This window comes from Archangium violaceum (assembly GCF_016859125.1).
Classification (GTDB): Bacteria; Myxococcota; Myxococcia; order Myxococcales; family Myxococcaceae; genus Archangium; species Archangium violaceum_A.
In genome coordinates this window covers 5,805,546-5,829,055 of sequence record NZ_CP069338.1, presented here as the reverse complement: position 1 = coordinate 5,829,055, position 23,510 = coordinate 5,805,546, and the positions used below count along the sequence as shown (strand labels likewise).

Sequence of the window (23,510 nt, the reverse complement as noted above, 5' to 3'; positions counted from 1 at the left end):
GCGTTGCGCGGGCAGGCGCCGGGTGCTGGCGTATGTGAAGGCTCGCCAAGGGGTGCGAGCCATTGTGGAGCTCCCCCAAGCAGGAGAGAAGGCGAGCGAGGAGCTTGAGGCAGCGACCAGGAAGGAACCGAGGAGGGGGACGCCGCGAGTGGACTGGGCAGAGATGCTGCGCAGGACATTCGCGGTGGAAGTGTTCGCCTGAGTGAGGTGTGGAGGCAGGCGGCGGGTGTTGGCGTACGAGAAGGGAGAAACAGGGGTGCGCGCGATTCTGGAGCACCTGGGGTTGCCCACGAAGAGTGCGTGCCTGGCCTCGGCGCGAGCGCCCCCTCGGGCCGCGTGGTGTTGAGGCTCAAGACAGCCAAGAGGCCCACGTCCCCTGCCGCACCCCTCCTGGGAGGACGGCCTGGGCCGGCGTGTACCCCAAGGGGACTGCGCGGCCTCTCCACCGGCCTGGCGCACCACTCGGCCGGCCCCCGTCTGCGGCCCTCCTCCACCTCTCTGCTCCAGCCCTCTCCCTCAACACGCCTCCCATCCTTCTTATACGCCGATGAGGATGCCCGAGTAGGTGAGCACGTCCTCGCACACGCTCTTCTCGATGGTGTTGTTGTAGCCCCCGTAGAGGGCGAAGCAGTTGGCCCGCCAGGGCATCTGCACCGTGTTGTAGCGGTAGACGTTGTCGTGGCTTGGGGGATCGCCTGCCCCCTTGTTGCTTCTCGAGCGGCGCGGCGACCTGCTCCAGATCGATGACGTAGAACGCCTCGGTGTCCTGGGCGTCCTTCTGGAGCTTCACCTCCGCGCCCGCCGGAATCGGCTCGAGCAACGCCCGCGTCTCGTCGAAGAAGGCATGCGGCTCGCCAGCGCTGGGGGTGTTGGGGTGTTCAGCGCCTCGCCGCCATAAACCCACGAGTAGCGCGAGGTCACCCCCAGCGTCTTGACGCGCTTGCCATTCACATAGAGGCCCAGGGTCGAATCGATGCCACCGCCGTCCGGCGAGTCCGGAATCGACAGACGCACGACGATGGAATTGGCCGCCTTCTTCGTGGTGATGGCCACGTAGTCGCCCGTCTCGTCCAGGCGGACCGCCTTGCGCCCGATGGCCTCGGCCTCGATGAGCGCCTGGTCATAGCGCGTCCGGCTGGGTCCGAGCACCGTCGCGTTCGTCCTGCCGTCCTCCGCCTGGTACTCCGTCCAGGGCACGTTGGCCCCCGGCTGGCGGCCGCATTCGAGGAGTCGGAGCACGCGCCACTCCCCAGGGACAGCGCCAGCAGGCCCACCGTCAGGCGCTTGGGGAAGGGGGCGGGGCGGGGTTCAACGCGGGTGTTTCGCTTCATCAATGGATGACCGTCCTTGCTGAGTTCATCCCCCTTTATCCGAAGAGATGCCATGACATTCATTCCCCCTTGCCGGGGAAGCACGCCAGCGCGAGCGAGGTGATCTTCCGCAGCTCCTCCTCGCTCGCGCCGTCCCGGGCCTGCACGGACATGCCCTGGAGGATGGCGCCATAGAACCGGGCGAGGCCCTCGACATCCGTGGTGGAAGGCAGTTCGCCCTCGGCGATGGCCCGCTGGAACCGGGCCCGGAGCCGCTCCAGCGAGGCCTCGCGCAGCCCCGCCACGTACCGGGCCACCGGTTGATTCTCCGTCGCGCAGTTGAGCACCGCCGTCGAGACCATGCACCCGTGCGGATGCCGAGGGTCGGCGAACGCGCGCGCGGCCTCCTCCAACACGCGGGTGATGGCACCCCGCGCCGTCGGCTCCTCCACCAGGGCGGGCACGCCCGCCGACCCATGCGTCCGCTGGTAGAGCTCCAGGGCCTCCCGGTACAGCTCCGCCTTGGAGGAGAAGGCCCCATACAGGCTGGGGGCGGTGATGCCCATCGCCCCGGTGAGATCCGTGATGGACGCGCCCTCGTAGCCCCGCTCCCAGAACACCTCCATGGCCCGCTCCAACGCGGCACTCCGATCGAACTCCCGAGGCCGACCCCGGCCCCGGCCCTCCATGGAATTAGCTCTTTTCATAACGATCACTTTGAAATTCCCCCGACCCGCCTCTATTTTCTGAACGTTCACTACGAATATAGGGAGGTTCGTCGATGCGCACGAAGGTTGGAAGTCTACTCACCGCCGTCACGCTGGGGCTCCTGCTGAGCGGGCTGGCCGTCGCCGAGGAGCGCGCGGTGTCGGCGCGGTTGGACGCGGTCATTGATCAGGCGCTGGCCGACAAGCGGGTGGTCGGCACGGTGGTGTTGGTGGCTCGGGATGGGCAGGTCATCTACCACCGGGCCGCGGGAGAGGCGGATCGCGAGGCGCATACCCCCATGAGAGAGGACGCCATCTTCCGGTTCGCCTCGATGAGCAAGCCCCTGGTGTCCGCGGCCGCGCTGGCGCTCGTGGACCAGGGCAAGCTGGGGCTGGAGGATCCCGTGACGCGGTGGCTGCCCGACTTCCGGCCCCGGCTCGCGGATGGACGCGAGGCCGTCATCACGGTGCGTCAGTTGCTGACGCATACCGCGGGACTCAACTACGGCTTCCTCGAGCCGGAGGACGGCCCCTATCACCGCGCGGGCGTCTCGAACGGGATGGATGCGCCCGGGCTGGGCCTGGAGGAGAACCTGCGCCGCATCGCCTCGGTGCCCCTGTCGTACGAGCCTGGAACTCGCTGGGGGTACTCCGTCGCCACGGACGTGCTGGGCGCGGTGGTGGCTCGCGCGGGAGGAGCCCCGCTGCCCAAGGTCGTCGAGCGTCTGGTCACCCGTCCGCTGGGCCTGCGTGACACCGGCTTCACGGTGAAGGACCGCAAGCGGCTCGCCACGCCCTACGCGGACGGCAAGCCCGAGCCGGTGCGCATGGGTGAACTCCACGTCGTGCCCTGGGGCGCCAGTAGCATGCGCTTCGTTCCCGGACGGGTGTTCAACGCCCGCTCGTTTCCCTCGGGGGGCGGCGGCATGGTGGGCACGGCGGGGGACTTCCTGAAGTTCCTGGAGGCGGTGCGCACGGGCGGCGCACCGGTGCTGAAGCCCGCGACGGCCACCCTGATGTCGACCGGGCAGATCGGCACGCTGGAGATGCCCGGAAGCCCGGGGTGGACGTTCGGCTTCGGCGCCGCGGTGCTCGTGGATGCCACCCTGGCGGGCACGCCCCAATCCGTGGGCACCTGGCAGTGGGGAGGCGCCTACGGGCATTACTGGTTCGTCGATCCGAAGCAGCGCCTGAGCGTCGTCGTGATGACGAACACGGCCATCGAGGGCCTGCCCGGGGCGTTCCCGGCCGCCATCCGGGATGCCGTCTACGCGGGGCTCGCGGAGATGGACGCCGCCCAGGTTCCCACGGGAGCGCCCCCCGCCCGGTGAGCGGGGAGGACCGCGCGCCGGGCCTCAAGAGCGCTCGATAAATCCCAGGAAGTGAAAGCTGGGTGATCCAAAGGTGGGTGGGGAAGGCAAAGCCCCACCCCTGGGGTTCGGGTGCAAGAGGTACCATGTGAAGTAGGCAGGGGGAGTGAGCCAGAAGAAAGCGCGGGCAGCAGAGGGAAGAGTCCGGACGAAAGAGCCGGACAGGTCGCAAGGCTGGCTGTTCAAGCAGATGCCGGAGCAGTTGGTGGAGCCGGAGCACCCGGTGCGGGTAGTGGCGGCGGCGGTGGAGGCGTTGGACCTGAGAGGCTTTCTGGCCGGGGCCAAGGCGGTGGAGGGACATGCGGGACGCCCGGTGACAAGTCCCCGGTTGCTGTTGGCGCTGTGGGTGTACGGGATTCAGCAGGGAGTGGGGACGGCGACGGAGCTGGCGCGCCGGTGCGAGGAGGACAGGGCGTACCAGTGGCTGGCCGGTGGAGTGAAGGTGAGCCACGACAAGCTGAGCCAGTTCCGGGTGGAGCACCTGGAGGTGTTGCAGCAGGTGTTTACCGACGTGCTCTCGGTGCTGTTGCAGCAGGGGCTGGTGAGTTTGGAGCAGGTGGCGCAGGACGGCACGCGGGTGAGGGCCAGTGCCTCGGCGCCTTCGTTCCGGCGGGAGCAGTCGCTGCGGGAGTGCCAGGAGCAGGCCGAGCTGCACTTGCAAGCGGTGCTGGCGCAGAAGGACGACCCGGAGCTGACGCGTGGGCAGCAGGCGACACGAGAGGCCAAGGCGCGTGACTACCAGGCGCGGGTGGACGCGGCGCTGGAGGCGATAAAGCAACAGCAGGCCAGGAAGAAGGGGGCGGACAAGGAGAAGGTGCGCGCCTCCTCCACGGATGCGGATGCACGGGTGATGAAGATGGCCGATGGGGGTTTCCGACCCGCCTACAACCTGCAATTCGCGGTGGCTGGGGAGGCGCTGGGAGGGCCGCGAACGATTGTGGGAGTGGAAGTCACCAACCAGGGCAGCGACATGGGCAGCGTGAGCCCCATGGTGGAGCAGATTGAGCAACGCACGGGCCAGGTGCCCGAGCGCGTGCTGGCCGATGGCGGCCATGCCACGTGCGCAGACGTGAAGCAGTGCGCGGCCAAGGGGGTTGAAGCGCTCATTTCGGTGCCCGAGCGCATGGCCCAGGCCGGGCAGCAGGGGGACCATTCCCCCGAGGTAGAGGCGTGGCGTGAGCGCATGCGCACCGACGAGGCCAAGGAGCAGTACAAGGCCCGCGCCGGCCTGGTGGAGAACGTCAACGCGCAGGTGAAGGGGCGCTATGGCCTGACGCAGGTGACGGTGCGGGGGCTGGACAAGGTGAAGTGTGTCGCCTTGCTGGTGGCCCTGGCGCACAACCTGGCCGCACACGGCCAGCCTCTGGTGGATGCGCTGCTGGCGCGCCAGAGCGCGCTTGCCGAGCCGGCTCACCTCCTCGAGCTGGCTCCAGGCAACGCGGCCTCTCTCGGTGGCGGCATCAGTCCGGTGCCGGTGGACCAGGTCACCGCCTTGCCTGCTGGCTTCTGACGGCCAGCCCCCTGCCGCGTGTGGTGTGACCGGGCCTCTCAGGCTCCAACCAGGCGATGAGCCCCCGGGCTGTGTGGTTGAATCCCGCTCTCGCCTGCTTCCCACCTGTACAACCCCCCCCTCCAACTCCGCGCCTCGGGATGGGCGATTTCCTCCGCCCTCCCCTCCACTTCCTGATCGCGCTCTGCTCCCGCGAGGGATTTATCGACTGCTCTTCAGCCCTCGAGGAAGGTGAGCCTGCCCCAGGTGGCCAAGGACTTGGACCTGACCGAACGTGCGTGACGGCAACTATGTCGCCCTGGACGTGAGCCGACAGATAGACGGGCGGTATCCGCTCATTGATGGGTGTCATGAGACATGGCCGGACCCGGACTACCGCGGGCCAGTCGCCAACTCCTTCTCGGAGTTCTTGGAGCAGGTGTTGCGCACCCGGCGCGGCCTCTACTGGCTGGGGGAATGAAACGTCCCTGGCTTCACGCTGCGGGGATGCCGAGCGCCTTGATGCGGCGGTGCAGGTTGCCCCGGTCCACCTGCCCCAGGATGGGTATCAGACGATTCGTAGGAGACGAGGTGTCGAGCCGAACTCTTCGACACCCATCCCCGCGAGAGTGCACCTGTGAGTAGGCCTCCACCTGACGAACCGAGTACCTCCTGGATGTGGGGCCCGGTCCATGCGAACAAGAGCATCTGGCCTCCAGCATGCGGAGAGGCCAGTGAGGAGCACGCATGGACGAGGAGAAGAAGTCCGAAACGGTAGGGGAGGAACCGGAGCGGTTGGGGCCGTACCTGCTCCAGGAGCAGGTGCAGCAATCTCATGACAGCCAGGTGGAACTCTACCTGGCCACGCACGAGACGAGCGGGGCCACGGCCCTGGTGCGCAAGCACGCCGCTGAGGAGGGCGCGGCACCGCCAAGGGACTGGTGGGTGCTCCTCGGCTCCTGGGCCTCACGGGGCTACTCCGCCATGGAAGTGGAGCACTCCGCCTGGGCCAGGGCCCGGGACAAGCAGTCGGCGGAGTCGCTGCTGCTCACATTGGAGAGTGTGCTCGAGGAAGTGCGGCGCATGGCTCGAGACGTCGCCGATACCCACGAGCCCCGCCTCCGGTGGCGCCTGGGGTTGGGCATGGTGAGCGCCGCCACGGTGTGCGCCCTGCTCTTCGCGCTGGTGCGTCTGGCATCGCCCCCGGGCGCCTCGCCAGCGGCCATGAGTCACGAGGTGCCCACGGCAGCCGAGGTGCCTGTTCCTTTTATTGATAAGGGGCTCGTGGATACCACAACGCCCCAAGGGCAAACCGTGCTCGCCCGGCCTCTGCCGAAAGAGCCCTACAAAGGACAGAAACGCCCTCCATGTACCCGCTATACCGAGGTAGAACTCATCGGCGCGTGCTGGATACCTCACAGGCTGAAAGCCCCGTGCCCGGATTCCCTCCACGAGCACCAGGGGGAGTGCTACGTGCCCGCCTTCAGCGCTAAGTCGCCGCCCCAGTCGCTCGGGCAGTGATCAGTGAAGGTGCCCCGAGGGCTTCACTTACATACATACGTACGTACGTGAGTCCACTGTTTCCATGGAGAGAGCAGGAAGCGTGTCAGAGACTCGTAGGAGACGAGATGTCAGAACGATTCCTTCGACACCTTCCCCTCCTTGATGAATTAGGACGGGCTACAATCTAGTACTACAGCAGCAGATGGTCGCCCGCCTCACCATATCGTGTTGCGCCTGCTCGCTGGACAAGGAGCCACAGCACCTGGGGTATGCATGGAGGAAGAGACGAGGGGGAAGGCCGAAGTGCTGCTGTAGTACTAGTGGAGTGTCCACGAAGTTTTTGGACATAGGAGGCTCGGAAAAATAAATGTTCCACACGGCGTGTTGAGTGTCTGAACTCAGCAGACGGGTGACAGATGAACGTAACGCCATCGATAGAGGCTGTTCAACGCAAATTCGAGGCGCTGCGTGCGGGAATGAACGAGGCGGTTCGTCGGCGCTGGGCGGCTGCGGAGGCCAGGTCCTTGGGAAGGGGAGGCATCAGTTTGGTGGCAAAGGCCACAGGACTGTCCCGGTCGGCAATGCGGCGGGGGTTGAAAGAGCTTGAACAGGGGGTGACTCTCGACATCCACCGCGCACGCCGCCATGGTGGAGGCCGGAAGAAAGCGACAGAGAAAGACACAACGTTGCTGTCGGACCTCGAGGTGTTGGTGGAGCCAGCCACGCGCGGCGATCCGATGTCGCCCTTGCGCTGGACTTGCAAGAGCACCGTGAAACTGGCCGCTGAGTTGAGTCATCGAGGCCATGCCATCGATCCCAGCACCGTGGGGAGACTTCTGCGCCAGACGGGCTACAGCCTCCAGAGTAACCGCAAAACGCGTGAGGGCGGCAAGCATCCCGACCGAAACGCACAATTCGAGCACATCAACGCGCTGGTGCGGGCCTTCCACCGGCGCGGAGAGCCTGTCATCTCGGTGGATGCCAAGAAAAAGGAGTTGGTGGGGGACTTCAAGAACGCAGGAAGGGAGTGGCACCCGAAAGCCAAGCCGTCCGAGGTTCGGGTATACGACTTCGTAGATAAGGAGTTGGGTAAAGTCCTGCCGTGCGGCGTCTATGACGTGGGCGCCAATGAGGGATGGGTGAGCGTAGGGGTGACACACGACACGCCCGCCTTCGCCACGTCCACCATCCGAACCTGGTGGTTGGAGATGGGCCGAGAGCGCTACGCGCGAGCGAAGGAGTTGCTCATCATCGCAGACAGCGGTGGCAGCAACAGCGCTCGTGCTCGGTTGTGGAAAGTGGAGTTGCAGCACCTGGCGGACGAGATGGGGCTGCGAATCAGCGTCAGCCACCTACCGCCCGGAACGAGCAAGTGGAACAAGATAGAGCATCGGATGTTCTGCCACATCACCCACAACTGGAGAGGGCGTCCCCTGGAGAGTCGAGAGATCGTCGTCAACCTCATCGGGAGCACGACTACCGAAAAGGGCCTACACATTCAGGCAGCACTCGATACGGACGACTACCCTCTTGGCATAAAGGTAACCAACCATGAGATGGAGTCGCTCCGAATAAAAAGGAACAAGTTCCATGGGGAATGGAACTACGTATTCATACCCAACGTGGTTTGAATTTCACGCACAATGGAACATTTATTTTTCCGAGCCTCCTAACTTCCCGGGATGGCACCTGATGAAGTCGCTGGCCGTGTCCGAGAAGTACGGCCTCTCGCGCTACGTGGCGCACCAGGCGTACTACTCGCTCGTCGGGCGCAGCTATGAGTGGGAGCTGATGCCCCTGGGGCTCGATCAGGGCGTGGGCGCCATCGTCTGGAGTCCGCTCGGATGGAGTCGGCTGACGGGCAAGATACGCCGCGGCCAGCCGCTGCCGGAGACGAGCCGCATGCGCTCGGCGGCGGCGGTGCAGATGGGGCCGCCGGTGGAGGACGAGTACCTCTACCGGGTGGTGGATGCGCTGGACGAGGTGGCCAAGGAGACGGGCAGGACGGTGCCGCAGGTGGCGATCAACTGGCTGTTGCAGCGGCCGACGGTGGCCAACGTCATCATCGGGGCGCGCAACGAGGAGCAGTTGAGGCAGAACCTGGGGGCGGTGGGCTGGAACCTGACGCCCGAGCAGGTGGCCCGTCTGGAGGCGGCGAGCGCCACGACGTTGGCCTATCCCTACTTCCTCCCTCCTGCGGGCTGAGCAGGCTCGCGCCGAACTGGCGCCCTCCAGGAAGATGGCGGACCTGATACACCAGGGTGAAATCCCATCCTCCCATTCCTTGTCGGAGCCGTGAGCATGTCCCGGTCGTTGCCCATCCGCCGCGTCGTTCTCTACAAGCATGGCGTTGGTTACTTCGAACGAAAAGTATAGGACGGATAGGAGCCCTGTTGAGAGGTGGCGGCCTGGAGCGGAGGTGGCGAGGAGGGCCGCTGACGGGGGCCCGCCCGAGCAGTGAGCCAGGCGGGTGGAGAAGCCGCGTTGCCCCTTGGGGTACACGCCGGCCCAGGCCGCCCTCCCATGAGGTGCGCGGCAGGGGCCTGGCTCTGTTGGCGCTGGCGGCTTGAGCTTCAACACCACGAGGCGTGGAGGGGCCCGTGCGCCGGGGCCAGCCTCGCACCTGCCGTGGGCAGGCCCAGGTGCTCCAGAATCGCTCGCACCCCTCCGCCTCGTTCACGTCCGCCAGCACCCGCCGCCTGCCTCCACACCTGACGCAGGCGAAGCCCGTCCAGCGCGAAGGTCCCGCGCAGCAGCCCCGCGAAAGTCTCCTGGCGGCGTCCTCTCCTTCCTCGGCTCCTGCCTCGCCCCTGCCTCAGGCGCCACGCTCGCCTCCTCTGCTCCTACCTGGGGGCGCGTCACGCTCCTCTCCTCCTCACCTGCTTGGGGGCGCTCTCTCGCTGGCCTGAGAGTTCCACCACGGGCGTCTTGATGATGACCGACAGGCCATCGGACTCACGCACCGCGTGGATGAGTACGTTCGAGCCATTGGCTCGCAGCGTGCCCATGAGCCTGTAACCTGGAATGTCCAACATCTTGAATCCCCCGGAGTGACTGACCACGACGCCTTCCATCCATCAGGAGTCGTACGGCCCAAACCCTCCTGAAATGAAGAGACCCCGGGTAGATACAGATAGTCCCTCCCCGGTGAGCCGGGACGAGCCACGGGTGCTGGCGCTCCACGGGGAGGACTCCGCAGGCTATTAGCCAATATACCTGGATAACCTCACACATTTACCCGGATAGGCCACGAGCCCTTAGATGGCGCCTATGTCTGACCAGACAGCCGATCGCGCCCTGCTCGTCCCCATCACCCTGCCGGCTCGGGAGCTCTTCCCGCCGAAAACCATCAGCCCCGAGGCCCGCGCCGCCCTCGCCGCCAGCGCGGCGACGCCGGCCCAGGTCCACCCCGCGCGCCACCCCGCCCCCGACGACCTCGAAGGCTGGCGCCGAGCGGTCTCCGCCAGCAACGCCATGTGGGCGCCGATGGTGGAGCAGATGCTGGGCGAGACCCGCTGCCGGGTCGAGACCCGGTCCATCGCTGGCGTGACCTGCTACGTCGCGATCCCGCCTGGCCTGGATGCGGCGGCGGCCCGGCGGCTCTACCTCTATCTGCACGGCGGTGCCCTGGTGTTCGGCGGCGGGGCCTACGCCAAGGCCGAGGCCGCGGTGAACGCCGAGCGGCTCGGCATCACCACCGTGTCGGTCGACTACCGCATGCCGCCGGACCATCCCTTCCCCGCCGCACCCGAGGACTGCTTCGCCGTCTACCGCGAGCTGCTCGAGGACTGGGACCCGGCCCAGGTGGTGATCGGCGGCGCCTCGGCTGGCGGCAACATCGCGGCGGCGGCCACCCTGATGATCCGCGACCGGGGCCTGCCCCTGCCGGCCGCCGTGGCGCTGCTGACGCCGGAGGTCGACCTCACGGAGTCTGGCGACACCTTCCAGACCAACGTGCTGCTGGACGTGACGCTGAAGGGCGGGCTGCCGGAGTGCAACGCCCTCTATGCGGGAGGCCACGACCTCGCCGCGCCCTACGTCTCGCCGCTGTTCGCCGACTTCGGCCCCGGCTTCCCGCCGACCTTCATCCAATCAGGCACGCGCGACCTGTTCCTCTCCAACTCGGTGCTGATGCACCGCAAGCTGCGGCGCGCTGGCCTCGAGGCCGAGCTGCACGTCTGGGAGGCCATGCCCCACCGCGGCTTCGGCTTCGGCTTCGGCGACGCGCCCGAGAACCACGAGATCGACGAGGAGCTCAGGCGCTTCATCGCCCGCCACACCTGAGAGCGGCCCACCACCGACTCAGGCAGACGGAGGTCCGCGTGAGAGAAGCAGCTCTACCGCCCGAGCATCGGCCGGTGTGACTGGCGTGAAGACGACCATGCTCAGCCCGTCCGCGCCATCGACGGCGAAGGCCGAGTACTCGAGCGTGATCGGTCCAGCCACGGAATGGTGGAGGCGCTTCAGGCCTGCCCCATGGTTGCGCACGTCGTTCTCAGCCCAGAGCCGGCGGAAGTCGGCGCTGGTTGACTGGAGCTCGGCCACGAGCGCGGCGGCTTCGGAGCCACCTCCCGCGCGCGCGACATCGATGCGGAAGACCGAGAGCGCGAAGCGCGCATGCTCCTCCCAATCCGGCAGCGAGGCGCGCACGGCCGGGTCGCCGAACAGGCGCCTGAGCACGTTGCGCTCGCGGACCGGCATTGAGGCGTAGTCGGCCAGCACCGCGAGTGCCGCCGCGTTCCAGGCCACGATGTCCCACGTCGGCGTCTTCACATAGGCGGGGCTGGTCGGCAGGGCGTCGAGCACGCGCTGCAAGGAGGGCGTGACCGAAGGCGGCGCGGCTGGATGGAGCGGCGGTGGCCGCTGCCGGGCGAGCAGGAACAGGACCTCGCGGCCCGCCGCGTCGAGCTCCAGTGCGCGGGCGATTCGCTCCAGCGCATCGTCTGAAGGGGGGCCTCCACGCCCCTGCTCGAGCCACGTGTACCAGGTGACGCTGACGCCTGCCCGCGTCGCCACCTCCTCCCGCCTGAGCCCCGGCGTTCGACGCCGGCCCCGAGCGCCTGGTCCTGGTGACAAGCGCGCCCGACGGTCGCGGAGGAAGTCGCCCAAGGAGAGTTCCGAACCCGGCACGGTGTTAGTGCTCATACCCGTATAAGATATCGACTTTTCCGCCGCGCGGCCGCGCCCCATAACACGCCCACGACATCAGGAGGCAGACATGCGTGTTTTCGTGACGGGAGCGACGGGTTTCATCGGTGAAGCAATTGTGCGCGAGCTGATCGCGGCGGGGCACCAGGTGCTCGGACTGGTGCGGAGCGACACCTCCGCCGCTGCCCTGGCGCGGTTGGGCGGCGAGGCGCATCGGGGCGAACTGACGGATCCCGGAAGTCTCACCGCGGGCGCCCGGGCGTGCGACGGCGTGATCCACACGGCCTTCGTCCACGACTTCTCCTCCTATGCGGCCGCCTGCGAGACGGACCGGCGTGCGGTGGAGGCGCTGGCCAGCGCGCTGGAGGGGTCGGGCAAGCCGTTCGTGTCCACGTCCGGCACCGCGCTGCTGGCGCCCGGCCGCATCGGCACGGAAGAGGACGCGCCCGCGCCCGGGAGCGCGGCCAGCCTACGTGCCGCGTCGGAGGCGACCGTATTGGCGGCCGCCCGTCGCGGGGTGCGTTCCAGCGTCGTGCGGCTGCCGCCCTCCGTCCATGGCACCGGCGATCACGGCTTCGTGCCCACGCTGATCGGCATCGCACGCCGCACGGGTCTCTCCGCCTTCGTCTCCGATGGAGCGAACCGCTGGCCCGCGGTGCACCGGCTGGACGCCGCGCGTCTCTTTCGACTCGCGCTCGAGAACGCCCCCCCTGGAACGTGCCTGCATGGCGTCGCCGAAGAAGGCTTGACGCTGCGCGCGATCGCCGAGGGGATCGGCAAGGGGCTCGGCGTTCCTGTTCGGGCCATTGGCGAGGACGAAGCACGCACGCATTTCGATTGGCTCGCGAGCTTCGTCGCCATCGACAACCCGACCTCCAGCGCGCGCACCCGCGACACACTGGGATGGAGCCCACGAGGACCAGACCTCCTGACGGACATGCGGGAAGGCGGGTACTTTTCCTGACGCGCGTGCGCCGGAGAGGGTGTCAAAGAACTCGAGGGACGCGATCCGGCACGACACGCGGCGGGAAGGAGTAGAGAGGGACGCTCACCGCGAATTCTCCCCGCCGCCAGTTCGTTTTGGACGTCTTCGCCTGTGCCGGGTGTGGAGGCAGGCGCCGGGTGTTGGCGTACGTGACAGCACCCAGCGGGGTGCGCTCCATTCTGGAGCACCTGGGACTGCCCACTCGGCCTGCGACGCTGGCCCCGGCGCAGGGGCCACCCCAAAGCACGTGGTGCTGAGCCACAGCAGGGGCTGCTGCTCCCACCACCACTGCAGTCCTCATCCGGTGCCCCGCCCCGCCAGGGATGGTGGCCTGGGCCAGGCAGGCGTGTGTCCCCTGGAGATGAATCGGTTCTGCGCCGGCCCGGCGTGCGGTTCATGGGCTACCCGTCCCAAGAAGGGGGCGAAGTGAACCCCGGCCAGCGTCGCTGACGCTCCGACTGTTCCACATGGCCGGAACGGGTGTTCCACTTCGCCCGGAACGAGTGTTCCACTTCGCCGGAATACGCAAGCACACCGAGAAGCTGGAGCTCGGGCCGTGCGGCCGCGGCGCGGACATCCCGGAAGCGCTGCAGCGCCTTGTGACCCGCCCAGCCGAGGAAGCCTCCGAAGCCGAGCACCATGACGGCGCCGACGAAGAGGACCTGGAGCCAGCGCGCCACGAGCACATCCTGCGCCCAGCTCAGCGCGACGCGCCCGGGAGCAGCGGGGTCGAAGCGCACCTCGAGCGGGGCGTCGACATCGAGCGAGCCGAACAGCATCCCGTAGGACACCGTCGCGCTTCGCACCTCGCCAGAGGCGTCCGCGAAGGACACCTGCAAGTCGTAGTTTCTGAAGATGAAGCGGCTGGTCGTCTGCGTGCCCTGGACCTCGGCGTGCTCCGACACCGTGCCCGTCCTCCACACGCGCCCGTCTTCGAGAATGCTCGCGGCCATCCCGGAGACCAGGACGGCGCTGCCGGCAGCGACACCGACTGCGGCGAGGAGGAGCAGCACGCCTCCCACGGACCGGGAGACGAGGAACCTCGGGTGGACGCGAAGTGCGGGCATGTGCATGGGAGACCAGCGAAGCATAGGCGACTCGAAGGTTTCAGCTCCGGGTCCGGGGCCGGCGTTGGGCTCGGCCACCGTCGCTCGCTGGAATCGTCAGAATCGCGCTCGCGACAATCTCGAAGAGATGATCGGCGTGTCGGCCGAGCGATGGCTGGTCGCCGAGCCATGCCAGCGCCGCGATCAGCGCGAACAACTCCGTGCCGTCGATGTCGCTTCGCGCCTTCCCCACGGCTTGAGCACGGGAGAGGAGTCGCGTGCCTGCCGCGCGCACCGTGACACACGAAGCGTGGAGCGCGGACTTCGGATCATCGAGGGCGGCCGTCAGCAACGCCGTGACGCCCTGGAAGGTCTGCGTGAACGCGACCGCATCGCGTAGCCACGTCACGAGCGCCTCGTCAGGTGCGCCCGAGGTCTCGAGTTCGGCCGCCAGCGCCGTCATCTCGTCGAGACTCGTGCGAAGCAGCGCTTCCAGCAACGCCTCTCGCGTCGGGAAGTGACGGTACAGCGTGCCGAGGCCGACGTCGGCCTGGCGGGCGATGTCGCGCAGTGATGCGTCGACCCCCTGCTCCTTGACGACGGCCCGCGCGACGGCGAGCAGGTGGTCGTAGTTCTTCTTGGCGTCAGCACGCATGGGACTCCCTTGACAAGCGGGGCACCGCTCCGAATATATGGAGCAGTGCTCCGGTAATTAGGAGCACTGCTCCAGAAGCATAACCGGTCAGGCGCCGTTCCTGACGAAAGGAACACCATGTCCAGCAAGCTCGATTTCTCGAAGGAGCTCATCGGTCGCCGTGCCCTCGTCACCGGAGGCTCGCGCGGCATCGGCGCGGCGATCGCGCAACGTCTTCTCGACGCCGGCGCGAAGGTCGTCGTCTCCGCGCGGTCGCGCAACGAGGAGACGCCCGCCGCGGCGACGTTCGTTGCCGGCGACGTCCGCACCAGCGAAGGAGTGAAGGCGATCGCCTCGGGGGCGCTCGCGGCCCTCGGGGGGCTCGACATCCTCGTGAACAATGCGGGGGGAGCGTACGGGTTCCCGGAAGGCGCCGCCTCCATCCCGGAAGAGGCGTGGCAGGAGGTTTTCGCGTTGAACCTCTTCTCCTCGGTCCGCCTCACCCAGGCGGTGTTGCCGGCGCTCCGCGAATCCAAGGCGGCGGCGGTCGTGAACATCTCCTCGACGGCCGCGACGATGGGGGCCGGGGCAGGCCCTTTCGCCCACTACAGCGCGGCGAAAGCGGCGCTCGACGCCTATTCGCGCGTCCTTGCCGTCGAACTCGCGCCGAGCAATATCCGCGTGAACGTCGTGACCCCCGGGCCGGTGGTGACCGTGGGCTCGGACGCAATCCGGAAGACGCTCGGCGATGCGATGGGTGTTCCCGCCGAGGCATGGCTCCAGGCGGTGCCGCTCGGCCGCTGGGGTGGCACCGACGACATCGCAGAGGTCGTCGCGCTGCTCGTATCGGAACGCGGCAAGTGGCTGACCGGCGTGAACTACCGCGTTGACGGCGGAATGACGGCGCGCTGACCTTCAGACCGAGATTCCACGGGAGGTTCAGCGCGGCGAGCCGGCCGGGCTGTAGTGCTCCGGGTCGACCTCTTCCTGCTCGAGCTCGCCCCCCGCGCTCGATGAGACTCCGGACAGCAGGTCGCCATCCCGATGGCCGGGCGCCGCCCGGTCCTCCACCTCCGGTGGCCGCGCCAGAATCGAGATGGCGCCCTTGTAGTGCTCCGGAGATCTGCTCAGGGGACCCGTCCTCCTGAAGCTTCTGCGCGACGAAGCGCCGGAGCCGCGGAGACCCTCTCGGTCGTGCTCAATCGGTGGGGTGTCCTCCTTACTGGTGGGCGGAGGTCGGAGTCGCGGAACCCAGCGTCGGCCGCGGGTGACGAGAATCTCCGGCCCGGATGTCACATCCCGCAGGCGCCCGGTGTCTCCAGGTCGGCGGAACCCGATACAGACACCAGGAGAAGACATGACCTCGACCAGAATCCCCCCGAAGGAGATCACCGGGCTCTACGGTGCGATGGTGAAGAAGTTCGCCGGAAGGACGTTCGGCCAGGTCCCGGAGTCGCTCGGCGTGATGTGGCACCACCTGCCGGTGCTCAAAGCCAGCATGGGCTTCGGGCAGAAGCTGCAGAAGTGGGACCGGTGCGACGAAAGCCTGAAGTCGTACGCGCACATGGCGGTCGCGTCCCTGGTGGGCTGCTCGTGGTGCCTGGACTTCAACTACTTCATGGCCCACAACCGTGGATTGGACGTGGCCAAGGCGCGGGAGATCCCGCGGTGGCGGGAGTCGGACGTGTTCACTCCGCTGGAGCGGGAGGTTCTGGGGTATCGGTGAGTGTCAACGTAGATGACGCGTGAAAGGATTAAGCCGAGCGCTTCAACTCCTGCATTGCCCCGGTGGGGTGCGGGGAGGGGCCGAGACGCACGGGGCCCGCGGGAGACTAGGGGCTGTCCCTGATTATTTCAGCCACAGAAGCATGGAAGCGACGTGGAGGGCGGCGAGGAAGCAGCGTGCCGTCTTGTCGTAGCGGGTGGCAACCGCACCGTCTTCCAGTTGCCGAACCGCTCCGGTAAGTCCCGCCACTGCACGCCCGTCCTCACCCGCCAGATGACGGCGTTGATGAAGTCTCGGTCTCCCCGCTTCGAGGGCGGACCGGACCTCACTCCTAGCAGCGGCTGGATTCGGCTCCACTCCGCATCGGTTAGGGCCTGTTCATGAATTAGTTCCCCCTGACGGAGGCAGAGCCGAAAGAAAAAGAGGCGAGCGCACCGCCCGAGGCAGCGGCGAAGGCGGAAGCGAAGAAGGAGCGCATGCCGCGACTGGATTGGGCCGGGCTGCTGCGCCGGACGTTCGTTTTGGACGTCTTCGCCTCTGCCGGGTGTGGAGGCTGGCGCCGGGTGTTGGCGTACGTGACAGCACCCAGCGGGGTGCTCTCCATTCTGGAGCACCTGGGACTGCCCACGCGCCCTGCGACGCTGGCCCCGGCTCAGGGGCCACCCCCAAGCACGTGGTGCTGAGCCACTGCAGGGGCTGCTGCTCCCAGCACCACTGCAGTCCTCCTCCGGTGCCCCGCACCTCCAGGGATGGTGGCCTGGGCCAGGCAGGCGTGTGTCCCCTGGAGATGAATCGGTTCTGCGCCGGCCCGGCGTGCGGTTCATGGGCTACCCGTCTGCGTCCCTCACCTCCCGCTCTGCTCCCTCCCTCTACCCCCTACAGGGCTCCGGTCCTTCCTATACGTCGGTGCCGTATGATCTCCCTGGATTCTCCTGAGTGGTCGGTGTTGCAGCACGCCTATGGAGCCGCGAGTGACATCCCGGAGCTCCTCACGCGACTCCGGGTGCAGCCTGACGACGAGAGCTTGAGTGCCTCTGTCCGCATTGCGAGACGCACCTCTTGATCCTCGTGGAGACGCCGGCCTTCCAGTTGACCACCGAGGAGCCCACCCCTCCTCCACACGCGAAGAAGACGCCCGTGGTTCCTGCCTCATCGAGTGCTCCTCCCTGGATGCCCTCCCTGCTGCATCACGTCGATGTGGCTTCCCTGCGAGCCTTGGCCACGCATGTGGGGCACCACCAGGTGGCGGAGTGGTTGCGGCAGCTGGAGGGGACAGGGAGCTGTCCGGCGTGCGGCGGGAGCTTCGAGCTGCTGTCCGCGCTGTCGTGGTGAGGGTTAGCGAGACGGCGCGAGCACCCGCACCAGCCACGCGAGCACTGCGTTGACACGAGCGTTGTGGCGCAGGTCCGGGTGGGTGACGGCCCATAGCTCTCCCGTAGGAAGCCCGGCGGCGCGTAGAAGGACGGGCACCAGGCGTGGCTCATGCGCGGCGAGCAACTCTGGCACCATGGCGAGCCCATGGCCTTCGGCACAGGCGGTCATGAGGAGGGTGGTGGCACTGGTGCGCACCACAATCCGGGTGGGCTTCTTGGAGAGCATGACGGTGCGGTTTGATCTCAGGCGAGCGTTGCAGAAGGGGGTGCGACTTCAGGCGATATCGACGGGAAGCCGCGACGACCTGGAATCGCTCGGGCGAGCGCTCGCCGAGTACGGGGCTCGGCCGGTGGTGGACCGTATCTTTCCGTTCAACGAGGCGAGAGCCGCGTTCGAATACCTCTCCAGCGGGGCTCAATTTGGAAAGGTGGTCATCGCCCTCCCATGAGATACGCCGATTCGAGCAAAGGATTTGCTCTCCCGGGCAAGGGGACCTGCTCGTATCTATGCACCCATGAGCGAAAACAAGACACGCCCCATGGGGCGCCCCATGAAGTTCTATGATCTGAGCTACGGTGTCTATCCGCGACGGGTGAGCATCTATCTCCTGGAGAAGGGGCTGACCGGCATCGAGCGCATCTCCGTTCGCGCGGACACGACAGACATAAACGGATGGAGCAACGAATGGCGCGAGGTCCGGGCTCGCAACCCAGCGGGGACCGTACCCATTCTGGAAACCGAGGACGGCACGCTCATCCGGCAGTCGACGGCGATCCTCGAGTACCTGGAGGATCGTTTCCCAGAACCGTCTCTGTTGGGGAAGACGGCCGAGGAGCGCGCCTTCACCCGGGAGCTGGTCAGTCTGATCAACGAGGCGAACGTCCATTTCGGCACGTACTGCCACAAAGGCAACCCACTCTTCGCGGGCAAGGAGGTACAGAGCGCCGAGGCCGCCGAAATTGCATGGCAGGCCTACGTCGCTCAGCTCTCGCTCATCGACAAGTTGAGCCGGGACGCCGAGTTCCTCACGGGGGATCGGCCTACGATTGCCGACTGCATGTTGATGTCGCTGCTGCAGTTCGCCGAAGGGTTGTATGGGAAGACGATTCCTCCCCACTGCGAGCGGCTGAGCTCCTGGTACCGCCGCTTCTCCCTCCGGCCCAGCGCAGCAGCGCCCGAGTATCCGCCTGCCGTGGTTGCCATCGCGCAGGGGAAAACCGTGAGCTGAGGCGGCCTGCTTCGAAATGCCACGGGCCGTGTCTGGTTCTTCCAGACACGGCCCGCTCATGGGCGAAAGGGCTGCGCGCCCCGCCGCTTAACTATTCACACATGACATCCGGGCATCCGCCACCCTCCGGGGCGCAGAAAGAGGCTGGAGAGGAGCCCCAGCCAGCACACCTGGTGGAGCGGCTCCAGTTCCACCAATGGGGACTTGGGCATGACCTCCGGTGGAGTGGGGAGGCTCGGAAATGTGACATCCGGGAGAAAGGCTCGACAGCCCCCGCTCCACTCCCACCACGTAGAGGCCCCGGGCGGAGAGCATTCCCGCGCCGATGGGGGCCACGGGGATGGGGCGCGGCGGAAGGAAGTAGCGGGCCTGGGTGAAGGGCCAGAGCAGCGCCGCGCCCAGGCCCCCGGTGGTCATCTCGACGTGGGCGGGGGCAACGCCTCGAAGCGCACGCCGCCCCCCCCCGCGGCACGAAGACGCCGTCCGGCACCAGCGAGTGGAAGTGAGGCGTCACTTGCAGCGCCGAGCCGAAGCGCCTCGTTCGCCTCCTCCGCACCTGCTTGGGGGATCGCACCGGGGACCGGGGGGCTGTTGGTCACCGGGTCAGGGGCTGACCCGGGGCGAACGCGTCCTACCTGTACCGGTAGGCCACGTCCACACCCTGGCTCGTCGGACGCTCGGCCACCTTGACCGTCAGGACGCGGCTCGCGGCGTCCCAGGTCCAGCTGCCGGCCGGCGCCGCCTTGCCGTCGATGGTCACCGACTCCGGCTCCTGCGCACCCACGAACCGCACGGTCCACGCGCGCTTCTGCACCTGCCCGGCGAACGACCCGACAGGGCCGTCGACACGGAGCGCCGCGCGGTGGTCGCCCTCGGTGTAGCGGATGTCCGTGCTGGTGCTCTGCTTGCGGTCGGAGGTCGTGCCGTCGTCCTCGAAGAGGCTGGCGTGCCCATTCGCGCCCGCCGCCACCGTGAGCGTGACCGCGTCCAGCGGGTTCTGGACGTCGTTGGTGACGTCCTCGCTGCGCGTGGGCACGATCCCGCCGGACTTGACGAACACCGGCATGGTGTCCAGCCCGGTGGTGATGCCCTGGGTCGTGCCGCCCGCGTACGTCTTGCCGGTGAACCAGTCGGTCCACGAGCTGCCCGGCGGGAACCACACCGTGGTCGTGGCGGTGTTCCCGGGCGTGGTCACCGGCGCGACGAGCACGTCCGAGCCGTACAGGTACTCGCCGCCGGCCGTCGCGTACGCGTCCTGCTCGGTCGGGTACGCGAGGTACGTCGGCCGCACAACCGGGACACCGGTCGCCTCCGCCTCACGCGCGAGCGTGTAGGTGTACGGCACGAGCGCCTCGCGCAGGTTGAGGAACTTCTTCGCCGACTCGCCCGCGGCGCCCGGGTACTGCCAGGGCAGCCGGTCGCCGTGATTGCTGTGCAGGCGGTCGATGGGCTGGAAGGTGCCGAACTGGACCCAGCGGGCGTACAGGTCGTCGGGCAGCTTGTCCGTGCGCTGGCCGTCGACGACGTCCGAGCCGGGGATGCCCCACAGGCCGCCGTTGTGCCCGCCGATGTCGTGGCTGATCGCCGACAGGCCGGTGGCAGCGCCCTCGCCGGAGGTGAAGCCGACCTCGGCCGCGAGGGTCCCCCACGTCGAGGTGGTGTCACCGGTGAAGGGCAGCGTCGTGCGCTTGTCCGCCCACGGCCCGGTCGGCACCGCGGTCGGGTTGCTGTAGCCGCCCGCCTGCAGCGAGCCGAACGCGCGGGAGAACGCGAAGCCGCGGCCGATGCTGGAGTTCGTGTAGTCGGTGTACTGCTGGTTGATCCACGCGTCGCCGGTGACGCCGTCGATGTTGGCCTCGCTGGCGTCGCAGCACCAGTCGAGCCACCAGAAGTCGGGGCCCTGCTGCTTCATCGTGTCGTGCAAGCCGAAGAACGCCTTCAACTGGTCAGGATCGCCGAAGTCGAAGGTGTAGCACTCGGAGGCACCGCCCGAGCAGCCGCCGGTGTGCCTGGTGAGCTTGCCCTTCGCGGTCGCCTGCGCGGCCGCGAACTGCGGGTCGGTCGGCAGGATGCTGGGATGGATGTTCAGGGTCGTGTGCAGGCCCTGCGAGCGCGCCCATTCGAAGAACCCCTTGGGGTCGGGGAACTTGCTGGTGTCGATCTCCCAGCCGTTCCAGTCGTTGCCGGCCTTGAAGTCGGTGTCGACGACGAGGACGTCGAGGGGCACGCCCTCCTTGCGGAACGTCGGGAGCAGGTCCTCCTGGAAGTCGGCCGCGGTGCGGTCGAGGTACTCGGAGAACCAGACGCCGTACGCCCAGCGCGGCAGCAGCTTCGACGGACCCGTGAGCTTCGCGAGGTCGCCGAGGGCCCGTTGGTAGTCCTGGCCGTAGCCGAAGACGTAGCCGTCCTGGTAGCCGCCAGGGTGCGCGGCGCGGGGAGTGAGCTTCCGCGACGCCGGGTCGTACTCCGCCGAGGCGGTGTCGTCCAGAAGCGACCAGCCGTCCTGGTAGAGAAGCCCCGGGTTGAGGATCGGGCTGCCGTTGTTGCCGTCGAAGGCGTCGAGGCCACGCCGGTAGCCGCCGAGCGCGGCGTGCGGCGCGAGCAGCGGCGCGTCGGTCTTCGTCAGCGCCACGGTGTCGACGTTGATCGCGCACCCGCCGGCCTGCGGGCAGCTCAGGCGCACGTCGCTGGTGCCGCCGGGGAGGGTGACGTCCATACGCACCGTCCGCCAGCTGCTCCAGTCGCTCGTGGGCGGCAGCGTGAGGGTGGAGGCCGCGCCCGTACCAGCCTGCACGGTCACCGCGCCCGGCGTCTTCAGCCCGCGGGCGTAGCGCAGCTGCAGCGAGTACGTGCCAGCCGCCGGAACGTCGACCGCGCGCACGGTCATCCGCGAGCCGGCGACGTCGAGCCCAGCCGCGAACCCCTTGCCGCTGTAGCCGTTGTGGTCCTTGGCGGTCGTCGCGCCGCCGGACAGGCCCGCGGACTCCGCCTCACAGATGCTGCCGAAGCCGCAGTCCTCACCCGCCGTGCTGGCAGGCGCGGGAAGGCCCGTGCCTGCCGGGCCGATGGCCAGGCTGTCGATGTTGACGTTGCCGGTGTCGGTCGCCTGCCGCACGAGCGTGACGTGGTTGGTGCCGGCCGCGAGGCGCACCGGCACGGTGACGGGCTTCCAGGTGTCCCAGCTGCCCGTGGACGGCATGGGTACGGGGGTGCTCGAACCGCCCTTGACCGTCAGCGTCACGCCGGCCTGCGACGCGAAGCCGTTGGCGTAGCGGGCGGTCAGCTCGTAGTCGCCGGCGGCGGGTGCGTCGATGCCGAAGCCAATCGAGTCACCCACGCCCTCGAAGCCCGCGGCGAACCCATTGCCGGTGTAGTCGCGGTGGTCGGTCGCCAGGTGCATCCGGCCGTTGAGCGCGAGGTCCTCGGCCTCGCAGAGCTCGCCGAAACCGCAGGTCCTCGGCGACTGCGGGTACGCGTCGCCGGGCTTGAGCAGCGCGAGGCTGTCGATGTTGAGCTGGCCCGTGTCGGACCTGGTGCGCGTCAGGGCAACCACGTGCGGCCCGGCAGTCAGGTCGAGGGGCAGTGACATGTGGCCCCAGGAGTCCCAATTGCCGGTGCGCGGCAGCGTGAACTGGCGCGCCGACCCGCCGTCGACCGTGAGCGTGAGCGTGCGAGGGTCGCCAAGTCCGTTCGCGTAGCGCAGGTCCAGGACGTAGGAGCCGCCCGCCTCGGGCGCGACCTGGAAGGTGACGCGGGTCCCGGTCCCTTCGAAGCCCGCGGCGAAGCCGGTGCCGGTGAAGCCGGTGTGGTCGCGCGCCTCGCTGATGCCTTCGAGCACGAGGCCCTCTGCCTCGCAGAGCACGCCGAGCGCGCAAGTCGGGATGACCCGGCTCGCCCAGGGGCGCGCCTCGACGTCCTGCGCGCCGGCCTTCAGCCTGATGACGAGGTTCTCGCCGGTGAACTGGCCGGAGCCCACCTCGTAGCGCAGCGTCAGCGCGCCGGTGTCGATGACGAGCCAGCCGTCCTCGGTACGCGTCGTGAAGCTCGTCTTGCTGAAGCCGTCCCGCCCGATGGCGTTGAAGGTCGGGGCGTCGAGGAAGCGGGCGTCACCCGCGTACTCCGTGCGGATGAGTGTGGGGCTGAGCACCTCGAAGCGGGCATTGCCCGAGGTGACAGTCGTCGTGGTGGCCGGGGGCTGTGGGGCGTCCGGGGGCGTCGCGGGCGCGGTGCAAGCCGCCGAGGCTGACGCGATCGCTGCGAGCAGCGCGAATGTACGCGCGCGGCCCGCTCCTCTCCTGAGCACCGTCATACGACGACCTCTCTGTTGTCGAGCCGATGTGGCCCTGTACGCGGTCATGGCCGCCGTCCACTGACAGAGCCACGTCGCCGCGACGAGTCCACTGAGTACAGCGCGACTTTGCTTCGAAAGAGTCCTGCTCATCGTTCGAGCTTCCTTCCCTTCACGAGGGCCTGGCCGAGACAGCTCGCACCGGTGCTTTCCTCAGGGCTCGAACGTGCGCGAGCCTCCGGTGCGCGCTTCCTCAGAGCAGGGTGGCAGTTCTTCCGGAGGCATCCAAGAATAAACTGCTTACATGAACACCTCCGAAATAATATTTTTATGAGAGAGGTAGGTTCGCGAGGACTGCAGATAGAATCAGGAGGGGGCGGAGGGATGCAGTGGCGTTTGTGGCTCACTCAGCACCGCCTTGGGAGGCTGCTCTCCGCGGTGGCCGTCATTGCCGCCAGCATCGGGTGCTACAGCCGGTTGAGCAGGGGCGTATAGCGTTTCAGCGGGCCGCACCAGGTAGCGGCGACGAGGGGCCGAAGGAAGGTACTTGGGGAGGGATGTCTGTTGTTGAAAGTGCAACAGGGCGAGGTGCCTGCTTCGGGGGGCCGCTTCACAGAAGGAGAGATGAGGTGCCCGGGACGCGCGTCTGGAACGAGCGGAGATGAGCCGGCCTGGGGCTGTGATTCCTTTCACGGCCCCGCT

The 23,510-nt window shown here is 67.7% G+C and carries 22 protein-coding genes and 2 pseudogenes; 13 read left to right on the top strand and 11 right to left on the bottom strand.

Annotation, left to right across the window (positions count from 1 at the left end; all coding sequences use genetic code 11):
- Positions 1-349 precede the first annotated feature (349 nt).
- The 3 genes from JQX13_RS56475 to JQX13_RS25020 all read right to left on the bottom strand — a co-directional run bounded on the left by JQX13_RS56475 (position 350) and on the right by JQX13_RS25020 (position 1,936).
- Positions 350-904: a hypothetical protein gene (locus JQX13_RS56475; RefSeq protein ID WP_430384194.1), complete on the bottom strand. Its 555-nt coding sequence runs from the start codon at positions 902-904 to the stop codon at positions 350-352.
- Complete coding sequence (locus tag JQX13_RS25025) at positions 787-1,239, bottom strand: hypothetical protein (RefSeq protein ID WP_203411425.1); 453 nt, start codon at positions 1,237-1,239, stop codon at positions 787-789. Before JQX13_RS25025 ends, JQX13_RS56475 begins: the two co-directional genes overlap by 118 nt.
- 151 nt (positions 1,240-1,390) lie before the next feature.
- Entirely contained in the window at positions 1,391-1,936 is a 546-nt protein-coding gene (locus JQX13_RS25020) for a TetR/AcrR family transcriptional regulator (protein ID WP_239015140.1), read from the bottom strand.
- 155 nt (positions 1,937-2,091) lie between these two features.
- On the opposite strand from JQX13_RS25020, the gene JQX13_RS25015 reads away from it, so the two are divergent.
- From JQX13_RS25015 to JQX13_RS24990, 6 genes and pseudogenes are all read left to right on the top strand, one after another.
- Complete coding sequence (locus JQX13_RS25015; RefSeq protein WP_239015138.1) at positions 2,092-3,348, top strand: serine hydrolase domain-containing protein; 1,257 nt, start codon at positions 2,092-2,094, stop codon at positions 3,346-3,348.
- Positions 3,349-3,493: 145 nt separating this feature from the next.
- The gene (locus JQX13_RS25010) at positions 3,494-4,897 is read left to right on the top strand and encodes a transposase (protein WP_203407889.1); all 1,404 of its coding nucleotides are present in this window, start codon (positions 3,494-3,496) and stop codon (positions 4,895-4,897) included.
- Between the two features lie 274 nt (positions 4,898-5,171).
- Complete coding sequence (locus JQX13_RS25005; RefSeq protein WP_239015135.1) at positions 5,172-5,357, top strand: hypothetical protein; 186 nt, start codon at positions 5,172-5,174, stop codon at positions 5,355-5,357.
- Positions 5,358-5,623: 266 nt separating this feature from the next.
- A complete protein-coding gene (locus JQX13_RS25000) occupies positions 5,624-6,397 on the top strand; it encodes a hypothetical protein (RefSeq protein WP_203411423.1) in 774 nt (257 codons plus the stop codon).
- A 398-nt stretch (positions 6,398-6,795) separates the two neighbouring features.
- Positions 6,796-8,010, top strand: coding sequence for an ISAzo13 family transposase (locus JQX13_RS24995; RefSeq protein WP_203411422.1), 1,215 nt, complete (start codon positions 6,796-6,798; stop codon positions 8,008-8,010).
- 40 nt (positions 8,011-8,050) lie between these two features.
- Positions 8,051-8,584: pseudogene (locus JQX13_RS24990) on the top strand (aldo/keto reductase); the annotation flags it as partial.
- A 653-nt stretch (positions 8,585-9,237) separates the two neighbouring features.
- On the opposite strand, the gene JQX13_RS24985 reads toward JQX13_RS24990, so the two are convergent.
- On the bottom strand, positions 9,238-9,414 hold the full coding sequence (locus tag JQX13_RS24985; RefSeq protein WP_203411421.1) for a hypothetical protein: 177 nt from the start codon (positions 9,412-9,414) through the stop codon (positions 9,238-9,240).
- A 235-nt stretch (positions 9,415-9,649) separates the two neighbouring features.
- On the opposite strand from JQX13_RS24985, the gene JQX13_RS24980 reads away from it, so the two are divergent.
- A complete protein-coding gene (locus JQX13_RS24980) occupies positions 9,650-10,663 on the top strand; it encodes an alpha/beta hydrolase (RefSeq protein ID WP_203411420.1) in 1,014 nt (337 codons plus the stop codon).
- Positions 10,664-10,681: 18 nt separating this feature from the next.
- On the opposite strand, the gene JQX13_RS24975 is transcribed toward JQX13_RS24980, so the two are convergent.
- On the bottom strand, positions 10,682-11,524 hold the full coding sequence (locus JQX13_RS24975) for a helix-turn-helix transcriptional regulator (RefSeq protein WP_203411419.1): 843 nt from the start codon (positions 11,522-11,524) through the stop codon (positions 10,682-10,684).
- Between the two features lie 73 nt (positions 11,525-11,597).
- Between JQX13_RS24975 and JQX13_RS24970 the strand changes: the two genes are divergently transcribed.
- Positions 11,598-12,491, top strand: a complete 894-nt coding sequence (locus tag JQX13_RS24970; protein ID WP_203411418.1) for an SDR family oxidoreductase — start codon at positions 11,598-11,600, stop codon at positions 12,489-12,491.
- 422 nt (positions 12,492-12,913) lie between these two features.
- Here JQX13_RS24970 and JQX13_RS24965 read toward each other — a convergent pair whose 3' ends face one another.
- Complete coding sequence (locus tag JQX13_RS24965) at positions 12,914-13,525, bottom strand: DUF3592 domain-containing protein (protein ID WP_203411417.1); 612 nt, start codon at positions 13,523-13,525, stop codon at positions 12,914-12,916.
- Between the two features lie 94 nt (positions 13,526-13,619).
- A complete protein-coding gene (locus JQX13_RS24960; RefSeq protein ID WP_203411416.1) occupies positions 13,620-14,213 on the bottom strand; it encodes a TetR/AcrR family transcriptional regulator in 594 nt (197 codons plus the stop codon).
- 117 nt (positions 14,214-14,330) lie between these two features.
- On the opposite strand from JQX13_RS24960, the gene JQX13_RS24955 reads away from it, so the two are divergent.
- Positions 14,331-15,104, top strand: coding sequence for an oxidoreductase (locus JQX13_RS24955; RefSeq protein ID WP_203411415.1), 774 nt, complete (start codon positions 14,331-14,333; stop codon positions 15,102-15,104).
- A gap of 96 nt (positions 15,105-15,200) precedes the next feature.
- Here the strand turns inward: JQX13_RS24955 and JQX13_RS56470 are convergent.
- Positions 15,201-15,369, bottom strand: a pseudogene (locus JQX13_RS56470) (IS30 family transposase); the annotation flags it as partial.
- 180 nt (positions 15,370-15,549) lie between these two features.
- Between JQX13_RS56470 and JQX13_RS24950 the strand changes: the two are divergent.
- Complete coding sequence (locus tag JQX13_RS24950) at positions 15,550-15,918, top strand: carboxymuconolactone decarboxylase family protein (protein ID WP_239015134.1); 369 nt, start codon at positions 15,550-15,552, stop codon at positions 15,916-15,918.
- 128 nt (positions 15,919-16,046) lie between these two features.
- Here the strand turns inward: JQX13_RS24950 and JQX13_RS56465 are convergent, their stop codons facing one another.
- Positions 16,047-16,742 (bottom strand): transposase, encoded by a 696-nt coding sequence (locus JQX13_RS56465; RefSeq protein ID WP_430384193.1) that lies wholly within the window; start codon positions 16,740-16,742, stop codon positions 16,047-16,049.
- A gap of 235 nt (positions 16,743-16,977) precedes the next feature.
- On the opposite strand from JQX13_RS56465, the gene JQX13_RS24940 reads away from it, so the two are divergent.
- A complete protein-coding gene (locus JQX13_RS24940; RefSeq protein WP_203411413.1) occupies positions 16,978-17,250 on the top strand; it encodes a hypothetical protein in 273 nt (90 codons plus the stop codon).
- 3 nt (positions 17,251-17,253) lie between these two features.
- Here the strand turns inward: JQX13_RS24940 and JQX13_RS24935 are convergent, their stop codons facing one another.
- Positions 17,254-17,517 carry a LysR substrate-binding domain-containing protein gene (locus tag JQX13_RS24935; protein ID WP_239015132.1) on the bottom strand — a complete coding sequence of 88 codons (264 nt, stop codon included), beginning with the start codon at positions 17,515-17,517 and terminating at the stop codon, positions 17,254-17,256.
- On the opposite strand from JQX13_RS24935, the gene JQX13_RS24930 reads away from it, so the two are divergent.
- Both JQX13_RS24930 and JQX13_RS24925 read left to right on the top strand, forming a co-directional pair.
- Positions 17,516-17,740: a zinc-binding dehydrogenase gene (locus tag JQX13_RS24930; protein WP_239015130.1), complete on the top strand. Its 225-nt coding sequence runs from the start codon at positions 17,516-17,518 to the stop codon at positions 17,738-17,740. The genes JQX13_RS24935 and JQX13_RS24930 overlap by 2 nt on opposite strands.
- A gap of 102 nt (positions 17,741-17,842) precedes the next feature.
- Complete coding sequence (locus tag JQX13_RS24925) at positions 17,843-18,520, top strand: glutathione S-transferase family protein (RefSeq protein ID WP_203411410.1); 678 nt, start codon at positions 17,843-17,845, stop codon at positions 18,518-18,520.
- A gap of 631 nt (positions 18,521-19,151) precedes the next feature.
- Here JQX13_RS24925 and JQX13_RS24915 read toward each other — a convergent pair.
- Positions 19,152-22,829, bottom strand: coding sequence for a TIM-barrel domain-containing protein (locus JQX13_RS24915; protein WP_203411408.1), 3,678 nt, complete (start codon positions 22,827-22,829; stop codon positions 19,152-19,154).
- Positions 22,830-23,510 lie beyond the last annotated feature (681 nt).

Excerpts from the sequence above, each read along its gene's own strand:
- JQX13_RS25020 (WP_239015140.1), bottom strand. The coding sequence starts at position 1,936 with ATGGAGGTGTTCTGGGAGCGGGGCTACGAGGGCGCGTCCATCACGGAT.
- JQX13_RS25015 (WP_239015138.1), top strand. The coding sequence starts at position 2,092 with ATGCGCACGAAGGTTGGAAGTCTACTCACCGCCGTCACGCTGGGGCTC.
- JQX13_RS25000 (WP_203411423.1), top strand. The coding sequence starts at position 5,624 with ATGGACGAGGAGAAGAAGTCCGAAACGGTAGGGGAGGAACCGGAGCGG.
- JQX13_RS24995 (WP_203411422.1), top strand. The coding sequence starts at position 6,796 with ATGAACGTAACGCCATCGATAGAGGCTGTTCAACGCAAATTCGAGGCG.
- JQX13_RS24985 (WP_203411421.1), bottom strand. The coding sequence starts at position 9,414 with ATGTTGGACATTCCAGGTTACAGGCTCATGGGCACGCTGCGAGCCAAT.
- JQX13_RS24980 (WP_203411420.1), top strand. The coding sequence starts at position 9,650 with ATGTCTGACCAGACAGCCGATCGCGCCCTGCTCGTCCCCATCACCCTG.
- JQX13_RS24975 (WP_203411419.1), bottom strand. The coding sequence starts at position 11,524 with ATGAGCACTAACACCGTGCCGGGTTCGGAACTCTCCTTGGGCGACTTC.
- JQX13_RS24970 (WP_203411418.1), top strand. The coding sequence starts at position 11,598 with ATGCGTGTTTTCGTGACGGGAGCGACGGGTTTCATCGGTGAAGCAATT.
- JQX13_RS24960 (WP_203411416.1), bottom strand. The coding sequence starts at position 14,213 with ATGCGTGCTGACGCCAAGAAGAACTACGACCACCTGCTCGCCGTCGCG.
- JQX13_RS24955 (WP_203411415.1), top strand. The coding sequence starts at position 14,331 with ATGTCCAGCAAGCTCGATTTCTCGAAGGAGCTCATCGGTCGCCGTGCC.
- JQX13_RS24950 (WP_239015134.1), top strand. The coding sequence starts at position 15,550 with ATGACCTCGACCAGAATCCCCCCGAAGGAGATCACCGGGCTCTACGGT.
- JQX13_RS56465 (WP_430384193.1), bottom strand. The coding sequence starts at position 16,742 with ATGAACCGCACGCCGGGCCGGCGCAGAACCGATTCATCTCCAGGGGAC.
- JQX13_RS24930 (WP_239015130.1), top strand. The coding sequence starts at position 17,516 with ATGACGGTGCGGTTTGATCTCAGGCGAGCGTTGCAGAAGGGGGTGCGA.
- JQX13_RS24935 (WP_239015132.1), bottom strand. The coding sequence starts at position 17,517 with ATGCTCTCCAAGAAGCCCACCCGGATTGTGGTGCGCACCAGTGCCACC.
- JQX13_RS24925 (WP_203411410.1), top strand. The coding sequence starts at position 17,843 with ATGAAGTTCTATGATCTGAGCTACGGTGTCTATCCGCGACGGGTGAGC.
- JQX13_RS24915 (WP_203411408.1), bottom strand. The coding sequence starts at position 22,829 with ATGACGGTGCTCAGGAGAGGAGCGGGCCGCGCGCGTACATTCGCGCTG.